General features: G+C 70.6%; 16 protein-coding genes. 10 read left to right on the top strand and 6 right to left on the bottom strand.

Annotated features, from left to right (window positions below; translation table 11 throughout):
• The first annotated feature begins 2 nt into the window (after window positions 1-2).
• Entirely contained in the window at window positions 3-1,046 is a 1,044-nt protein-coding gene (locus EPO51_RS26385) for a ribonucleotide-diphosphate reductase subunit beta (RefSeq protein WP_293356964.1), read from the top strand.
• Window positions 1,047-1,429: 383 nt separating this feature from the next.
• Here the strand turns inward: EPO51_RS26385 and EPO51_RS26380 are convergent, their stop codons facing one another.
• Window positions 1,430-2,908, bottom strand: coding sequence for an SNIPE associated domain-containing protein (locus EPO51_RS26380; protein ID WP_293356962.1), 1,479 nt, complete (start codon window positions 2,906-2,908; stop codon window positions 1,430-1,432).
• A 654-nt stretch (window positions 2,909-3,562) separates the two neighbouring features.
• A complete protein-coding gene (locus EPO51_RS26375; protein WP_293356960.1) occupies window positions 3,563-3,898 on the bottom strand; it encodes a hypothetical protein in 336 nt (111 codons plus the stop codon).
• Between the two features lie 259 nt (window positions 3,899-4,157).
• On the opposite strand from EPO51_RS26375, the gene EPO51_RS26370 reads away from it, so the two are divergent.
• Together EPO51_RS26370 and EPO51_RS26365 are read left to right on the top strand one after the other, a co-directional pair.
• Window positions 4,158-4,529, top strand: coding sequence for a GIY-YIG nuclease family protein (locus EPO51_RS26370; RefSeq protein WP_293356958.1), 372 nt, complete (start codon window positions 4,158-4,160; stop codon window positions 4,527-4,529).
• 171 nt (window positions 4,530-4,700) lie between these two features.
• A complete protein-coding gene (locus EPO51_RS26365) occupies window positions 4,701-5,408 on the top strand; it encodes a nucleotide-binding protein (protein ID WP_293356956.1) in 708 nt (235 codons plus the stop codon).
• A 192-nt stretch (window positions 5,409-5,600) separates the two neighbouring features.
• On the opposite strand, the gene EPO51_RS26360 is transcribed toward EPO51_RS26365, so the two are convergent.
• Window positions 5,601-5,762: a hypothetical protein gene (locus EPO51_RS26360; protein ID WP_293356954.1), complete on the bottom strand. Its 162-nt coding sequence runs from the start codon at window positions 5,760-5,762 to the stop codon at window positions 5,601-5,603.
• A 161-nt stretch (window positions 5,763-5,923) separates the two neighbouring features.
• Here EPO51_RS26360 and EPO51_RS26355 point away from each other — a divergent pair, with 161 nt between their 5' ends.
• Window positions 5,924-6,418 carry an OsmC family protein gene (locus tag EPO51_RS26355; RefSeq protein ID WP_293356952.1) on the top strand — a complete coding sequence of 165 codons (495 nt, stop codon included), beginning with the start codon at window positions 5,924-5,926 and terminating at the stop codon, window positions 6,416-6,418.
• A gap of 11 nt (window positions 6,419-6,429) precedes the next feature.
• Here EPO51_RS26355 and EPO51_RS26350 read toward each other — a convergent pair whose 3' ends face one another.
• Window positions 6,430-7,128, bottom strand: coding sequence for a response regulator transcription factor (locus tag EPO51_RS26350; RefSeq protein ID WP_293356950.1), 699 nt, complete (start codon window positions 7,126-7,128; stop codon window positions 6,430-6,432).
• Window positions 7,129-7,254: 126 nt separating this feature from the next.
• Between EPO51_RS26350 and EPO51_RS26345 the strand changes: the two genes are divergently transcribed.
• The 4 genes from EPO51_RS26345 (at window position 7,255) to EPO51_RS26330 (ending at window position 10,527) form a co-directional block, all read left to right on the top strand.
• Entirely contained in the window at window positions 7,255-9,447 is a 2,193-nt protein-coding gene (locus EPO51_RS26345; protein WP_363201479.1) for a sensor histidine kinase, read from the top strand.
• A 63-nt stretch (window positions 9,448-9,510) separates the two neighbouring features.
• Complete coding sequence (locus EPO51_RS26340; RefSeq protein ID WP_293356946.1) at window positions 9,511-9,879, top strand: YccF domain-containing protein; 369 nt, start codon at window positions 9,511-9,513, stop codon at window positions 9,877-9,879.
• A gap of 84 nt (window positions 9,880-9,963) precedes the next feature.
• Window positions 9,964-10,272, top strand: a complete 309-nt coding sequence (locus EPO51_RS26335) for a UBP-type zinc finger domain-containing protein (protein WP_293356944.1) — start codon at window positions 9,964-9,966, stop codon at window positions 10,270-10,272.
• Between the two features lie 15 nt (window positions 10,273-10,287).
• Window positions 10,288-10,527, top strand: coding sequence for a DUF2188 domain-containing protein (locus EPO51_RS26330; RefSeq protein WP_293356942.1), 240 nt, complete (start codon window positions 10,288-10,290; stop codon window positions 10,525-10,527).
• Here EPO51_RS26330 and EPO51_RS26325 read toward each other — a convergent pair.
• Window positions 10,524-11,795, bottom strand: a complete 1,272-nt coding sequence (locus tag EPO51_RS26325) for an adenosylmethionine--8-amino-7-oxononanoate transaminase (protein WP_293356940.1) — start codon at window positions 11,793-11,795, stop codon at window positions 10,524-10,526. The genes EPO51_RS26330 and EPO51_RS26325 overlap by 4 nt on opposite strands.
• 70 nt (window positions 11,796-11,865) lie before the next feature.
• Between EPO51_RS26325 and bioF the strand changes: the two genes are divergently transcribed.
• Window positions 11,866-13,020: an 8-amino-7-oxononanoate synthase gene (bioF, locus tag EPO51_RS26320; protein WP_293356938.1), complete on the top strand. Its 1,155-nt coding sequence runs from the start codon at window positions 11,866-11,868 to the stop codon at window positions 13,018-13,020.
• Window positions 13,017-13,697 (top strand): dethiobiotin synthase, encoded by a 681-nt coding sequence (gene bioD, locus EPO51_RS26315; RefSeq protein WP_293356936.1) that lies wholly within the window; start codon window positions 13,017-13,019, stop codon window positions 13,695-13,697. The genes bioF and bioD overlap by 4 nt, the downstream gene beginning before the upstream one ends.
• Before the next feature lie 4 nt (window positions 13,698-13,701).
• Here bioD and EPO51_RS26310 read toward each other — a convergent pair whose 3' ends face one another.
• On the bottom strand, window positions 13,702-14,130 hold the full coding sequence (locus EPO51_RS26310; protein ID WP_293356934.1) for an SRPBCC family protein: 429 nt from the start codon (window positions 14,128-14,130) through the stop codon (window positions 13,702-13,704).
• Window positions 14,131-14,297 lie beyond the last annotated feature (167 nt).

Below are 14,297 nucleotides of genomic sequence, written 5' to 3'. Positions count from 1 at the left end.
TCATGACCACGTCCAACGTCCGCAACCTGCCAGGGCTCCTCACCCCCTCGTTCGCCTACAAGCCGTTCCGCTATCCTTGGGCCTATGACTTCTGGAAGAAGCAGCAGCAGGTCCACTGGATGCCGGAAGAGGTGCCGCTGGGCGAGGACCTCAAGGACTGGGCCACCAAGCTCAACGACAAGGAGCGCAACCTCCTCACCCAGATCTTCCGCTTCTTCACCCAGTCGGACGTCGAGGTGAACGACAACTACATGGAGCGCTACTCCCGCGTCTTCAAACCGACCGAAGTGAAGATGATGCTGGCGGCGTTCTCCAACATGGAGACCATCCACATCGCCGCCTACGCCCTGCTGCTCGAGACGATCGGCATGCCCGACGCCGAGTTCACGGCGTTCCTGGAATTCCAGGCGATGCGCGACAAGCACGACTACATGCAGCAGTTCGGCGTCGAGACGAACGCCGACATCGCCCGCACCCTGGCCATGTTCGGCGGCTTCACGGAGGGCCTGCAGCTGTTCGCCAGCTTCGCCATGCTGATGAACTTCCCGCGCCACAACAAGATGAAGGGCATGGGCCAGATCGTCAGCTGGTCGGTGCGCGACGAGAGCCTGCACTGCGAAGGCATCGTCAAGCTGTACCACGCCTTCAACAAGGAGACCGGCGCGGTCACCAAGAGCGTGGCGGACGACATCGTCGATTGTTGCAAGACCGTCGTCGGTCTGGAGGACAAGTTCATCGATCTGGCGTTCGAAGCCGGCGAAGTGCAGGGTATGACCCCCGACGACATCAAGAAATACATCCGCTTCATCGCCGACTGGCGGCTGCGGCAATTGCAGCTGCCCGAGGTCTACGGGGCCAAGGAAAACCCGCTGCCCTGGCTGCAGTCGATGCTGAGCGGCGTTGAGCACGCCAACTTCTTCGAGGCGCGGAGCACGGAGTATTCCAAGGCCGCCACGCGGGGGCAGTGGCACGGCGAGAACGGGGTGTGGGGGGAGTTCGACCGGATGCGGGCGCGGAAGGTCGGGGTGGAGTTGGGGGCGGAGTAGGGGGCCTGATGTGCCGCGAGGAGTTGAAGATGGACGCGCAGGATCGCTCCTCCTGCCGCCCTCAATCCAATGACGGCAGTCCCGAGTGGCAAGCCTTCGAGGTCGCAGTCGCCGCCCTTCTCGGCGCCCTGGAGCCCGGAGCTCGGGTTCTCCACGACGCTCACACACCTGATCTCGATACAGGCCTACTTCGCCAACGCGACGTCTGGATATTCCCACGGAGGGGATCTGGAAGACGGCATCCGCGATCACATGGCAGGCGTCGCAGCTCGGTCGCCGTCCTGACTAGGGCATCGTCAATGATGCTTCCCCATCTGAGATTTGTCGCGCAAAGCGTTCCGACGCATGCGAAGCCGCCGACAAGCCACCGCGCGTGATGTTGATCAGATCGTGGCGGGAAAATCAGCGTGGCGCGCGGCGGATTGGCGCTCCAGGTCGCCCTGCCGACGAGCGAGCGTCTCGCGATATTCCTGCGCCTCGATGTCCTTGAAGAAAGGCGCGGACGGAGCGAGGCGCTGGATGGCGGCTTCTACCTCGTCAAGCGAAGCGCGGAAGAATTCCTTCCGGTAGTTCTGGGCATTGATGCGACGGGCCTCGAACTCGGCGTGCAGCGTTCGCTCCAAATTGGGCGCATCCTCGCTGTAGATGATCGCGTGCATGTCGAAGACGAAGGGGACGCTGGCGTCGCCCAGCTCTCGAATCCGGTCGAGCGGGTCCAATCGGCGCGTGAGGCCGATCTTGATGACGCCTTCGCCAAAGGATCCGATGTTCGAGATGATGTAGACGTAGCCCGAGCGGGTCTGCTCCGCCATCGCCTGCGCCCGCTCGGCCTTCGAATGAGCCTCGGCGAGTTCGGCCTCAAGCACCTGGATCCGGGAGAGTTGGGCGTCGAGATTCACGCCAACCGAGGTTGCGGCTTCAGCCCTCGCCTTCGCGACCAGTTGTTCGTAGTGCGCCTCGCGCTCTTGCGCTTCCTCAAGGTCCCGGATGAGGCGCTGCTCCTCGCGCGCCAGCCTCGCCGCCTCGGCCCTTTCTTCCTTCTCTGCCTTCAACTTCTCGCGATACTCGTGCGTCAGCAGAAGTTCCTCGAGGCGAAGCTTTGCATAGTCGTTTGTAATGACGGTGTTGTTCGACTGGTTGAGCTTGTCGATCTGCTCTTGGGCCTTGGTGATGCGCGCCGCCATGGTGCTGACGTTGTTCCAGCGCACGTTCGCGACTGCGACCTCGCACTCGTTATTGAAGGCGCGAAGCGTCAGGCGAATGCTGCGGTTCGCCATCGTCTCCCCCTTGGTCTTGCTGCCATCCACGGTCCAGGCCGTTCGACAGACGACTGCTTGCTTGGAGGCGATCAGGACCTTCTGGCGATCGCGGCACTTCCGGATCGCGTCCTTGTAGGCTTCGCTGTCCGTGAAATCGAAGTGCGGATCATAGACGCCCATCTCGGCGAACGAGAGGCGGTCATCATAGACGGCGATCTCTGAGAGCAGCGCGTCATAGATCGCACGCTTCTCGACATAGGTCTTCGAGAGTGCGTCGGACTCGTCTGCAAGCTTTTGCACTTCGGCTCGGACGCGCGCCTCTTCAGCATCGGCATCCAAGATACCGGCGACCCGGGCCTTGGTAGTCTCCAACTGCGATCGGAGTTCCTTCTCACGCCCCCGAGATGACTGCCGCTGCCGGAAGATGATGACAACAGCTCCAAGCACGGTCCCGAACAGCAAGGCGATCCAAAGCGCCGCTCGCGAAGCGGGCGGTGAAGTCCTGGGTGTCTCGAAAGCCGTCGGCGTGAGGAAGGCGTCGGATGCCCAACAAGGCGGCGTGCCATCCACCAATCGCCACGCCCCTTTGGCGGTGGAAGTCATGACCTGCTCGCCTGAGCGAATTCCCCGTTGTACGGCGGAGCGGACATTGGGTCGGGCTCGGCAATTGACGTCCGTCGTGGCCGTCATGGGCTCCGCGGCCGCTGCTGAGACAGCTCCTACTCCGCAAGCAAACGCCGCGACCACAAGAGCTTGGCAAAGCGCGTATAGCACCATTGCCACGCTCGCATGAGACCGGCACCGTTCGCCGTTCCGCACATCAATGACACGCTGATCGACCGGCTCTCTGCAGCTATGCGTAGGCATCTGGAAGGCCCCCACCCTCAGGTGGAAACTAGCCTGAGACATGAGGGCGGGAAAGACCGGGACGACGCATCGTTTGGCTGACGCGGTGTGGGAGGCGAGCAGGCGGCGGGTGATCTCTCGCGCAAGGCGAGCCTGCCGGCCGCGGCGCGTCAAGGACGCTGGCGCGCCGCGGGGCGGCCGGCTGGCGCCGGTCCCTGACCCGCCGAAGCCGGCAGGCTAAGGGGCCGCCATGAGATCCAGGGTGGGGTGGGTCCGCCGGGGGCGGACCACGTCCTTGGGGGGCTGGCGTCGCCCGATTTCAGATCAGGGTCGGCGTCGGGCCTGGGGCCTCGGCGACGGGTTCGCGGCCAAGCTGGTCGAGGGGCGGCACGGGGGGCCGGCCGCCGTCGGTCAGGCCCCGATGGCGTTGTCTTCCATCGCGCGGGCCGACCGGGCCGAGGCGGCGACGCGGGCCGGGAGGGGGCGGGACGGCGACGGGGCCGGGCGGGCATGGTCCCAGGCGGCGAGGGCGGGGGGCGTCGTGCGGCCGGGCTGGGCGGGGCGGCGCAGGCGGGCCAGGCGGATCGTCTCGTCCTTGCGGTCCTCGCCGTCCAGGATGGCGCGGTCCAGGGGGGTCATCCGCGCGCGGCGGTCGGCGCGGGTCACGGCGTAGTACAGGCAGACCGGCGCCAGGACGGCGAGCGCGACGACCGCGCGCAGGAGGTTGAAGACAGCACGAACCGACATGAACACCCTCGCAGCACTGAGCTTGACCGTCGGGAAGGCGACGGACCGCATGAGGGGCAACCGGGCGTGGGGTCCGAAAGTTCCCCGCCACGTTGCGCGCCTGCGACCTGGGGTGGTTGTTGGGCACATCTTTCGCTGAGCGGACGCCCGGCGCCCATGGAATGGGCAGTTGGGCGGTTGGGCGGCTGGGCGGGCGGCCGGGCGGGCGGCCGTCGTCCGGGCTCGACGCGGCCCGGGTCCGGCCTCTAGCCTTGGGGCCATGGTGGGGCAGGCGTTCCGGCCGGACTGGTGGGGCAAGGCGCGGCGGGCGGCGCTCGGCCTGCGGGCGACGACGCTGGGCGCGTCGGGCGCGGGGCATTCCGTCTATGTGATCCTGCTGCACGACCCGCGGCGGGCGGAGCCGTGGGGCGTCTACGTCGGGCAGACGTCGCGCGACCCGGACCTGCGCTTCGACCAGCACAAGGCCGGCTACAAGGCGAGCGGGGCGGCGCGGCGGTTCGGCGTACGGCTGCTGCCCGACCTGGTGGACCACCTCAACCCCATGCGCCGCTGGGAGGCGGCCGAGCTGGAAGCCGCGCTGGCCGAGGCGTTCGTGGCGGCCGGCGTGCCGTGGGTGGAAGGCGGGCATTAGAGGCCGGGCGGGCGGCGGAGGGCTGACGGTCGCCGGGGAGAAGCGGGGCCGGGGGAGAAGACTCGCCTCGACTCGGCGGCGGTTTTACCGTGTCAGTGATGTGAAGGCCGGCCGCGCCGTTTCGTGCGCCGCGCCGACGGACATCCCCTGCCACGGGAGCTCGGGCGCCAGATGCCGAACGTCGCGTTCATCAGCCCCAAGGGGGGCGCCGGCAAGACGACCGCGGCCTTGCTGCTGGCGCTGGGCCTGGCCGCGCGGGGCGCGCGGGTGGCGCTGATCGATTCCGACCCCAACAAGCCGCTGGTGCGGTGGGCCGGGCTGCCGGGCCTGCCCGCGGGGATCAGCGTCCACGCCGCGCCAACCGTGCAGGACATCCGCGACGCCGCGCAGGAGGCCAGGCGCCGCCAGCCGGACTGGACCATCGTCGACACCGAGGGCTCGGTGCGCGGGGCCATGGTGTTCGCCGCCCTGCGCTTCGACCTGGTGGTGACGCCGCTGACGGCCTCGCAGCTCGACGCGGTGGAGGCGATCAAGGGGTCGGAACTGGTGGCCTCGTTCGGCAAGCGGGCGGGCTCCAGCCTGCTGCACCGCTGCCTGCTGACACGGGTGCCGGCGGCGCTGCGGCCGCGCTCGCTGAAGGCGGTGGTCGACCAGCTTCGGGGGCGCGAGATCGACATCCTGCCGGCGGCGCTGATCGAGAAGGAGGCGTTCCGGGCCCTGTTCGAGCTGGGCGGCGGCCTGGAGCGGCTGGAGGCGCATGGCGTCTCGGGGGTCCCGGCGGCGCGGCGCAACATCGAGGCCTATGTGGACTCGGTGCTGGACCTGCTGGCCCGGCCCGCGGTGTCCGAGCCGGCGGCGGCCTACTGCCGGGCGGGCTAGAAGGCGGCGAGCAGCATCGGGCCGACCACGGGGATGGCCATCACCGTCACGAAACCCAGGGACATCAGGGACAGGGCGAGGTTCATTGGGGGACTCCTTCGTCCCCGCTCAATTAGGCGCCCGCCCGCCGCACCGCACTGCGCGTTTTCGCAGAACAGTTCTGCCGTTCCGGCAGGAGTGGGCGGCGCCCGCCTAGAAAAGCCCCGCCCGCTGGGCGATCACGACGGCGGCGATGACCAGGATCAGCGCCTGGATGATCGTGCCGAAGGGCGCCGGCAGCGGAAGCTTCTGCACGGCCCAGGCGATCAGGGCGGCCACGATCAGGACGACGACGGCGAAGACGAGGATGGACATGGAGGGCCCTTTTCAGCGGCCAGGCCGCGACTGACAGCTACAGCGTACGGGAAGCTGGAGCGTTCCCTCGCGCCGGATACGGCGTTCGCCGGAGGCCTTGGCCGCGCGGCGGCCGGGACCTATGAACGGGTCTCCGCCGCCGACCTGAGGGCCGCCCGACCATGACCGCCGCCATAGAACCCGACCTGGACACCGTCACGATCGCGGAGACCGGGGTCGGACGCTTCCAGGTCGAGGTGATGGCGGCCGGGGCCACGTTCCTGGCCGACGAGCCGGCCGAGGCGGGGGGCCTGGGCTCGGGGCCCAACCCCTACGACCTGCTGGCCTCGGCGCTGGGGGCCTGCACGGCCATGACGCTGCGGCTGTACGCGGTGCGCAAGGGCTGGCCGCTGGAGCGGGTCATCGTCCGGGTCCTGCATTCGCGGGCCGCGCTGCAGGCCCGCGACCGCTTCGCCCGCGAGATCACCCTGGAGGGACCGCTGGACGGCGCCCAGCAGCGCCGGCTCCTGGAGATCGCCGAGCGCTGTCCGGTGCATCGCACGCTGGAGCGGGGGGCCGAGATCGTCAGCGTGCTGGCCCAGCCGCCGGCCCTGGAGGAGACGCCCGGGCCCAGCGAAAGCCACATGCGCGACATGGTCGCCGCCTGCCGGGAGTGAGGCGGGCCGGCTCAAGTGAGGCCGCGTTCGGCCGCGGCCAGGACGGCGCCGGCGCGGCTGGAGACGTGGAGCTTCTGGTAGATGACCTTGACGTAGCCGGCGACCGTTTGGGGCTTGAGCCCGATCTCGCGGGCGGCTTCGGGCCCCGAGAGGCCGCGGGCCAGCAGCGTCAGCACCTCGGTCTCGCGGGGGCTCAGGCCGGCGTCGTCCCGCGGACGCGGCGCCGGCGCCGTGGGGCGCAGCCGCTCCAGCATTCGGCGCGCGATGGAGGGGGAGAGCGGCGGCTCGCCGGAGTCGATGCGGCGCAGGCAGGCGGCCACGTCCTCGGGCCGCTCCTGCTTCAGCACATAGCCCTGGGCGCCGGCGGCCAGCGATTCGAACAGGTGGGCGTCGTCGTCGTAGATGGTGGCGACCACCGGCAGGGCGTCGGGGAACGCCTGGGCGATCTCGCGGACCAGGTCCACGCCCGAGCCGTCGGGCAGGCCCAGGTCGAGGAGGGCGAGGGTGAGGCGCCAGGGCGGGTTTTCGGCGTGAGCCTCGAGCCAGCGGCGGGCCTCGCGCAGGGTGGCGGCGGTGGCCAGGGCCATGTCGGGGAAGGTCTCGGCGACCACGGCGGCCAGCCATTCCCGCGTGTCGGGGCGATCCTCGACGATCAGACACCCCCGATCGGGGGAGGCGCCGGGCGCGTGCTGACCGCTATCCTCAACCATGGACGAGACTGCGAACTCCGCGAGTTTTGACGTGAACGATAATATCCCCGGCTGGCATAGGCCAATGATTCCCCTAAAGAATAGATGACACGCCGGGGGGCGGCGCTTGGGGAGCGCAGTGTGAGCATGGGCGGGGAAGCCGTTGCGCGCGGGGTCGGCGGCGGTCGCGCGCGGACGCTCGCGGCGTGGGCGACGCCGGTTCGGCTGCTGGCGCTGGCGCTGGCGTTCGTCGCGGCGGTGATCGCCGGGGTGATCGGGTTTTCGGTCAACCAGCCCTGGCTGGGCCTGCACATGGATTTCGACGCCCGCGCCGGCGGCGCCGTGGTGGCCTCGGCCGCCGGACCGGGGAAGGCGATCCCTCCGGGGACGGTGATCGTCGAGGTCAGCGCCGGAGGCGACCGGCTGCGCCTGGAACGCGACGACCTCACCGGCCAGGTGGACGGCAGCTTCGGGCCGTTCGCGGAGTTCCAGCGGTTCATGGCGCGCCAGGGCCGGTACGCGGCGATGATGCGTCAGCCGCAGATGACCCTGACGGACAGCACGGGCCGGGACTGGACGATCCGCCCGACCTGGGGCCGGCCGCTGCGGACGTTCGGCGTCGACTTCTGGATCGGCGTGGTGGTGGGCGTGGTCGCGTGGCTGACCTCGGCGGCGATCTTCGTCTTCCGGCCCAGGGAGGCCAGCGCCCGCTACATGCTGCTGAGCGGCTTCGCGATGCTGTTCTGCGCCCCGATCGGGGTGATGTACTCGGCCCGCGAGCTGGCCCTGCCGGAGACGGCCTTCTACCTGATCAACGGCGTGAACTTCCTGGGCGGCAGCCTGTTCAGCGCGGCCCTGCTGGCGCTGCTGCTCTACTACCCGAAGACGCTGGCGCCGCGCTGGGTGGGGCTGCTGGTCGTGGGCGTGTTCCTGGCCTGGTACGCGGCACAGGCGCTGGGCTGGTTCGCCGACCTGACCTTCGCGCGGCGCTTCCTGACCCTGTGCGGCCTCGGGGGCTGCTTCGTGCTGTCGGGCGTCCACTGGCGGAGGACCCGGCGCGACCCGGTGGCGCGGGCGGCGCTGAGCTGGTTCCTGCTGTCGTGGGTGGTGGTGGCCAGCGCCTTCGTGGCCATCGTGCTCGCGCCGCAGATGTTCGGGGTCGATACCTCGGCCGTCGAGCCGTACGGCTTCCTGCTGTTCCTGCTGATCTACGGCGGGCTGGCGGTGGGCATCATGCGCTACCGGCTGTTCGAGCTGGGCGAGTGGTGGGGCCGGATCATGGCCTGGACGCTGGGCCTGCTGCTGCTGGCGGGCCTGGACATGCTGTTCCTGGCGGGACTGCGGCTCTCCACCGAGCTCAGCCTGTCGCTGGCGCTGCTGATCTGTGGGCTGGGGTGGCTGCCGCTCCGGGGCCTTATCGCCGAGCGGGTGCTGGGCCGGGGCAAGACCGATGATCGGGCGCTGTTCGAGGGCGTCGTGCAGATCGGCCTGACCGCCGCGCCGGCCGACCAGCTCTCGCAGTGGGTGGCCGTGCTGAAGGCGCGGTTCGACCCCCTGCGGCTGGACGTGGGCGAAGCCGGCGATCGGGCGCGGCTGGAGGACGACGGCGTGGCCCTGGTGACCCCGGCGCTGCCCGGCCTGCCCGCGCTTCGGCTGGAGTACGCCCGCGGCGGGCGGGCGTTGTTCTCGCCGGCGGACCTGGCCCAGGCCGACGCGCTGGCCGACATGCTGCGCTTCGTGTTCGAGAGCCGCGACGCGTACGAGCGCGGCGTGGTGGGCGAGCGCAAGCGGATCGCCGGCGACATCCACGACAACCTGGGCGCCAGCCTGCTGAGCGCCCTGCACAGCCGCGACGGCGAGCGCAAGGACCGCTACATCCGCGAGGGCCTGGCCGACCTGCGCAGCATCGTCACCGAGCCCACGGGCGCCGAGGCGGGCCTGGCCGAGACCCTGGCGGCGAGCCGCAAGGAGATGGCCGAGCGCCTGCAGGTCCGTGGCGTGACCCTGGACTGGCCGGTGCGAGACCAGCCGGACGACGGGGTGGATTCCAAGACCGCCCAGTCGCTGCGCGCCATGCTGCGCGAACTGACCAACAACATCATCAAGCACGCGGGAGCGACCGCGGTGCGGGTGGCGCTGGCCCGCGAGGCCGGCGAGCTGGTGCTGCGTGTCGAGGACGACGGGGCGGGCTTCGATCCGGCGACGGTCACGCCGGGCGCCGGCCTGGGCGGCCTGGTCGAGCGCGCGGCCCGGCACGGCGGCGTCGTGCAGTGGTTCCGGGGCGCGAGCGGACGCGGGACGCAGGTCGCGATCCGCCTGCCCCTGGCCACGGTGAACTGAAGCGGGGCGGAAACCGCGCCGCACCCCTATGTTAGGCTCCGGGCGGGTCCCGCGGAGCATGCCATGCGACTGTTGCTGAACGTCCTCTGGTTCGTCCTGGGCGGATGGATTTCCGGGACCCTGTGGCTGCTGGCCGGCGTGATCCTGGCGATCACCGTCATCGGCCTGCCGTGGACGCCGGCGGCGTTCCGGATCGCGGGCTTCAGCTACTGGCCGTTCGGCAAGGCGGTGGTGGACCGCGACACCGGGGTCGGCAGCGGCTGCCTGAACGTCCTGTGGCTGGTGCTGGCGGGCTGGTGGCTGGCGCTGCACCATATCCTGCTGGCCGCGGCGCTGGCGGTGACCATCATCGGCATTCCGTTCGCCTGGCAGCACGTGAAACTGGCGCTGCTGTCACTGACGCCGGTGGGCAAGGGCGTGATCGAGGTTTGAGGGCGGCCGCAGGACGGGAGCCGTTGCCCTGGCGGCGGACTTGAGTCCTAAACTTGGCGAAGCCTTCCGCGCGTTGGAGTCCTCATGGAAGCCGCCTGCCGACATGCCGCCGCCATCTCCGACGTGACGCCCGGCTCCCTGGGGTGCGAGGAGTGCCTGAAGATCGGCTCGCCGTGGCTGCACCTGCGCCTGTGCCGGACCTGCGGCCACGTGGGCTGCTGCGACGACAGCCCCAACCGCCACGCCACCGCCCACTTCCACGCCACCGCCCATCCGGTGATCGAGGGCTACGATCCGCCCGAGGGCTGGGGATGGTGCTATGTGGACGAGGTGGTGTTCGACCTGGGCGAGCGCCGCACGCCGCAGCGCGGCCCGATCCCAAGATTCTACTGACTTAGGAGCCATCCCATGACGAACGTCGTCTATCATGTGGTCGAGCACGACGGGGGCTGGGCCTATCAGGTCGACGGCTCGTTCTCCGAGACCTTCCCGACCCACGAGGCGGCGCACAAGGCCGCCGCCCGCGCCGCGGCCGAACAGCGCCAGCCGGGCCAGACCGAGGGCATCGTCTACGAGGACAAGACGGGCAAGTGGCGCGAGGAAGTCTCCTCCGGCGACGACCGCCCGGACACCAGCGTCGACGACTAGCCGCCCGGCCTCGTGACGGCGGCGCAGATCGCCCCGGTGAGCGTGGCCAGGTCCGCGTCGCCGATCACCAGCGCGGGGGTGAGGTAGACCACCTTGCCCATCGGGCGGATCCAGGCCCCGTCCTCGGCGAAGCGGCGGCAGAGGCCGCCCACGTCGACGGCCCGGTCGAACTCCACCACGCCGATGGCGCCCATGACGCGCACGTCGACGACGCCTGGGGCGCCGCGGCAGGGCTCCAGCCCGGCGCGCAGGCCCTGCTCGATCCGCGCCACGTCGACCTTCCACGCGCCGGTCTCGAAGAGGTCCAGGGAGGCGTTGGCGGCGGCGCAGGCCAGGGGGTTGGCCATGTAGGTGGGCCCGTGCATCAGGGCCGCGCCCGGATCGTCCGACCAGAAGGCCTCGAACACCTTGGCGCTGGCGACGGCGGCGGAGAGCGGCAGGGTCCCGCCGGTCAGGGCCTTCGACAGGGTGACGATGTCCGGGACCACGCCCGCGCCTTCGCAGGCGAACAGGTCGCCGGTCCGGCCGAAGCCCGTGAAGATCTCGTCGAAGATCAGCAGCACTTCGTGCCGGTCGGCCAGCCGCCGCAGGCGGCGGAGCACCTCGTCGTCGTGGAACAGCAAGCCGCCCGCCCCCTGCACCCGAGGCTCCACGACGATGGCGGCGATCTCGTGCGCGTGCCCGGCCAGCAGGGCGTCCAGCGCCGCCTCGGCCTCGGCGTCCACGGGCAGGCCGGCGATGTGCTGGGCCGGCATGACCCCGGCGAACAGGCTGTGCATGCCCTCCTCGGGATCGCAGACCGTCATCGTGGCCAGGGTGTCGCCGTGATAGCCGCCGCGGAAGGCCAGGAACCGGGTGCGCCCCGGCACGCCGCGATTGATCCAGAACTGCAGCGCCATCTTCATGGCGATCTCGACCGAGACCGAACCCGACTCCGCGAAGAAGACGTGGTCCAGGTCGCCCGGAAGCAGGGCCGCGAGCCGGGCCGCCAGCCGGTAGGCGGGTTCGTGCGCCAGGCCGCCGAACATCATGTGCGGCGCGGCGGCGAGCTGCGCCTCCACCGCCTGGCGGATATGCGGGTGGTTGTAGCCGTGGCAGGCGGTCCACCACGAGGCGATACCGTCGATCAGCTCGCGGCCGTCCGCCAGGATCAGACGCACCCCGTCGGTCCGCGCGACCGCCAGCGGCGGCGGGGCGGTCTTCATCTGGCAATAGGGACGCCACACGTGGGCGGCGCCGGCGGCGAACCAGGAGGGTTGAGCGGTCATGCCGCTCCCCTATCGGGACTCCCTTAGCGGCGCCTAGCGGCTCCCGCCGCGCTGGGGCATACGGCCCGCCGTGACCGACACCCTGACCGCCTTCGCCCGAGCCAAGACCGATCGGCTCGACGCCGAGCGACTGTTGCGGACGCTCATCCCCACCCGTCGCCTGGACGGCGTCCGGGTCGAGCGCGGCGGCCGGCGGCTGATCTCGTTCTCCTGCAACGACTATCTGGGCCTGACCCACCATCCGGCGGTGAAGGCCGCGGCGAAGGCGGCCATAGAGGTCCACGGCGCCGGCGCGGGCGCCTCGCGGCTGGTCACCGGCGACACGCCGCTGGTCTCCGAACTGGAGCGCCGGCTGGCGGCGAAGAAGGGCGCGGAGGCCGCCTGTGTCTTCGGGTCGGGCTATCTCGCCAACGCCGGCATCGTCCCCACCTTCGCCGGCCCCGGCGACCTGGTCCTTGTCGACGAGCTGGCGCATTCCTGCATCTGGGCCGGCGCGAAGCTCTCGGGCGCGCAGGTCCTGGCCTTCCGTCACAACGACCTGGCCGACCTGGAATCGAAGCTCGCCGCGGCCCGCGCCGGGGCCCGCCACGCGCTGGTCGCCACCGACGGCGTCTTCTCCATGGACGGCGACATCGCGCCGGTGGGCGACCTCAGCCGCCTCTGCCGCGCCCACGACGCCTGGCTGCTGGTGGACGACGCCCACGGCTTCGGGGTGGTGGGCGAGGGCGGGCTGGGTGTCCGCGGCCTGTTCCCCGACGCCCGGATCGACCTGCAGATGGGCACTCTGTCCAAGGCGCTCGGAGGTTACGGCGCCTATGTCTGCGCCACCGCGCCGGTGATCGCGCTGCTGAAGAGCCGCGCCCGGACCTTCGTCTACACCACGGGCTTGCCGCCCGCGAACGTCGCCGCCGCCCTCGCCGCGCTGGACGTGATCGAGGCCGAGCCCGAGCGGGTCGCGGCGCCCCTGGCCAAGGCCCGTCGGCTCACCCGCGCCCTGAACCTGCCGGAGGCCCGGAGCGCCATCGTCCCCATCGTCATCGGCCCGGCGGCGAAGGCCCTGGAGGCCGCCGCGGCGCTGGAGGCGCAGGGCCTGCTCGCCGTGCCGATCCGCCCGCCCACCGTGCCGGACGGCACGGCGCGGCTGCGGCTCGCCTTCACCGCCGGCCACCCCGACGAGGCGGTCGACCGCCTGGCCGCGGCCGTGCGGCCCTGGCTGGCCCCATGAACGCGGTCTTCGTCGCCGGCGCCCACACCGACGTGGGCAAGACCCATGTCGCCTGCGCCCTGATCGAAGCCGCGCGCGCCGGCGGGCGCTCGGTCGAGGCGTTGAAACCGGTGGTGAGCGGCTTCGATCCCGCGGACTGGGGCGGGAGCGATCCGGGGCGGCTGCTGGCCGCGCTCGGCCGTGCGCCGACCGAGGCGGCGCTCGCCGCGATCAGCCCCTGGCGCTTCGTGGCCCCGCTGGCTCCCCCGATGGCGGCCCGGCGCGAGGGCCGCGCGCTCGTGCTCGCTGGGATCGCCGCCTTCTGCCGGCGGCGGCTGGCGGAGGTCTCGGCCGACTTCGCGCTCGTGGAAGGCGTCGGCGGCCTGATGTCGCCGATCGCCGACGACGCCACGGGGCTCGAGCTGATGACGGCTCTGGGCCTGCCGGCCATCCTCGTCGGCGGCTCCTACCTGGGCGCCATCAGCCACACGCTGACCGCCCTCGACTCCGCGCGCGGCCGCGGCCTCGCCGTCCAGGCAGTGGTCGTCAGCCAGAGCGCCGAGCGGGAGGCGCCGGACTTCGCGGAGACCATGGCCGACGTGCGTCGCTTCGCGGCCGGCGTCCCGGTCATCGGCGCGCCGCGCACGGGCGCCGCCGATGGCTGGGCGGCGGCGACCCTCGCCCTTTTACGAGCGTGAGGGCCTAACGGCGCAGGCCGTGAATCTGGGCGGACTCTTCCGCCAGGCTCTTGATTTCCTTTATGGCCTCTTCGGTGGGGCCTTTCAGGGCGTTGAGCTGCTCCTCGCCCAGCGGACCGGTGGTCACGTTCAGCCAGGTCCGGTCTTCCTTCGCCACGATCTCGAAGGTGTCGGGGAAGGACCCGCCTTCGTCCGACGCGTATTCGAACTTGAGCAGCTTCTGCGGCTTGAAAGCGGCGACCCTGCCTTCGGCGCGGGTGTCGCCCTCCTGGGTCCTCCAGGCCACGGGCTCGCCCTCGCGCCACGAGGTGCGGATGTGCAGGCCATCCTGGTAGGCGGCCGCCCATTCGCGGACCAGTTCCGGCGAGGTCAGGACTCGCCAGACCTCGATCGCCGGGGCGTCGATCTCCAGGGAGCTTTTCAGGACCGGCATTTTTGGCATGGGCTCAACGACAACCCCCTGGGTTAAGCGATGTTCCCTACGTGCAGGCGCGTCATCGCCTTAGCGCAGAGGTTGAGCTGATTCTTTGTCGCTGCTGAAGAATTGCCCATCCGGAAGCGCGAGAACTCAACTCTCAGGGACATTGGGGCCGAACAAGG

This window comes from Phenylobacterium sp. (assembly GCF_004297125.1).
In the GTDB taxonomy this organism is placed as follows: Bacteria; Pseudomonadota; Alphaproteobacteria; order Caulobacterales; family Caulobacteraceae; genus Phenylobacterium.
This window is presented reverse-complemented; position numbering and strand designations above follow the sequence as displayed.

Bases quoted from the DNA above. Each gene is read 5' to 3' on its own strand.
- EPO51_RS26355 (WP_293356952.1), top strand. From the start codon at position 5,924: ATGACCGCCGCCATAGAACCCGACCTGGACACCGTCACGATCGCGGAG.
- EPO51_RS26330 (WP_293356942.1), top strand. From the start codon at position 10,288: ATGACGAACGTCGTCTATCATGTGGTCGAGCACGACGGGGGCTGGGCC.
- EPO51_RS26335 (WP_293356944.1), top strand. From the start codon at position 9,964: ATGGAAGCCGCCTGCCGACATGCCGCCGCCATCTCCGACGTGACGCCC.
- EPO51_RS26325 (WP_293356940.1), bottom strand. From the start codon at position 11,795: ATGACCGCTCAACCCTCCTGGTTCGCCGCCGGCGCCGCCCACGTGTGG.
- EPO51_RS26345 (WP_363201479.1), top strand. From the start codon at position 7,255: ATGGGCGGGGAAGCCGTTGCGCGCGGGGTCGGCGGCGGTCGCGCGCGG.
- EPO51_RS26350 (WP_293356950.1), bottom strand. From the start codon at position 7,128: ATGGTTGAGGATAGCGGTCAGCACGCGCCCGGCGCCTCCCCCGATCGG.
- EPO51_RS26310 (WP_293356934.1), bottom strand. From the start codon at position 14,130: ATGCCGGTCCTGAAAAGCTCCCTGGAGATCGACGCCCCGGCGATCGAG.
- EPO51_RS26360 (WP_293356954.1), bottom strand. From the start codon at position 5,762: ATGTCCATCCTCGTCTTCGCCGTCGTCGTCCTGATCGTGGCCGCCCTG.
- EPO51_RS26340 (WP_293356946.1), top strand. From the start codon at position 9,511: ATGCGACTGTTGCTGAACGTCCTCTGGTTCGTCCTGGGCGGATGGATT.
- EPO51_RS26365 (WP_293356956.1), top strand. From the start codon at position 4,701: ATGCCGAACGTCGCGTTCATCAGCCCCAAGGGGGGCGCCGGCAAGACG.
- EPO51_RS26380 (WP_293356962.1), bottom strand. From the start codon at position 2,908: ATGACTTCCACCGCCAAAGGGGCGTGGCGATTGGTGGATGGCACGCCG.
- EPO51_RS26375 (WP_293356960.1), bottom strand. From the start codon at position 3,898: ATGTCGGTTCGTGCTGTCTTCAACCTCCTGCGCGCGGTCGTCGCGCTC.
- EPO51_RS26385 (WP_293356964.1), top strand. From the start codon at position 3: ATGACCACGTCCAACGTCCGCAACCTGCCAGGGCTCCTCACCCCCTCG.
- bioD (WP_293356936.1), top strand. From the start codon at position 13,017: ATGAACGCGGTCTTCGTCGCCGGCGCCCACACCGACGTGGGCAAGACC.
- EPO51_RS26370 (WP_293356958.1), top strand. From the start codon at position 4,158: ATGGTGGGGCAGGCGTTCCGGCCGGACTGGTGGGGCAAGGCGCGGCGG.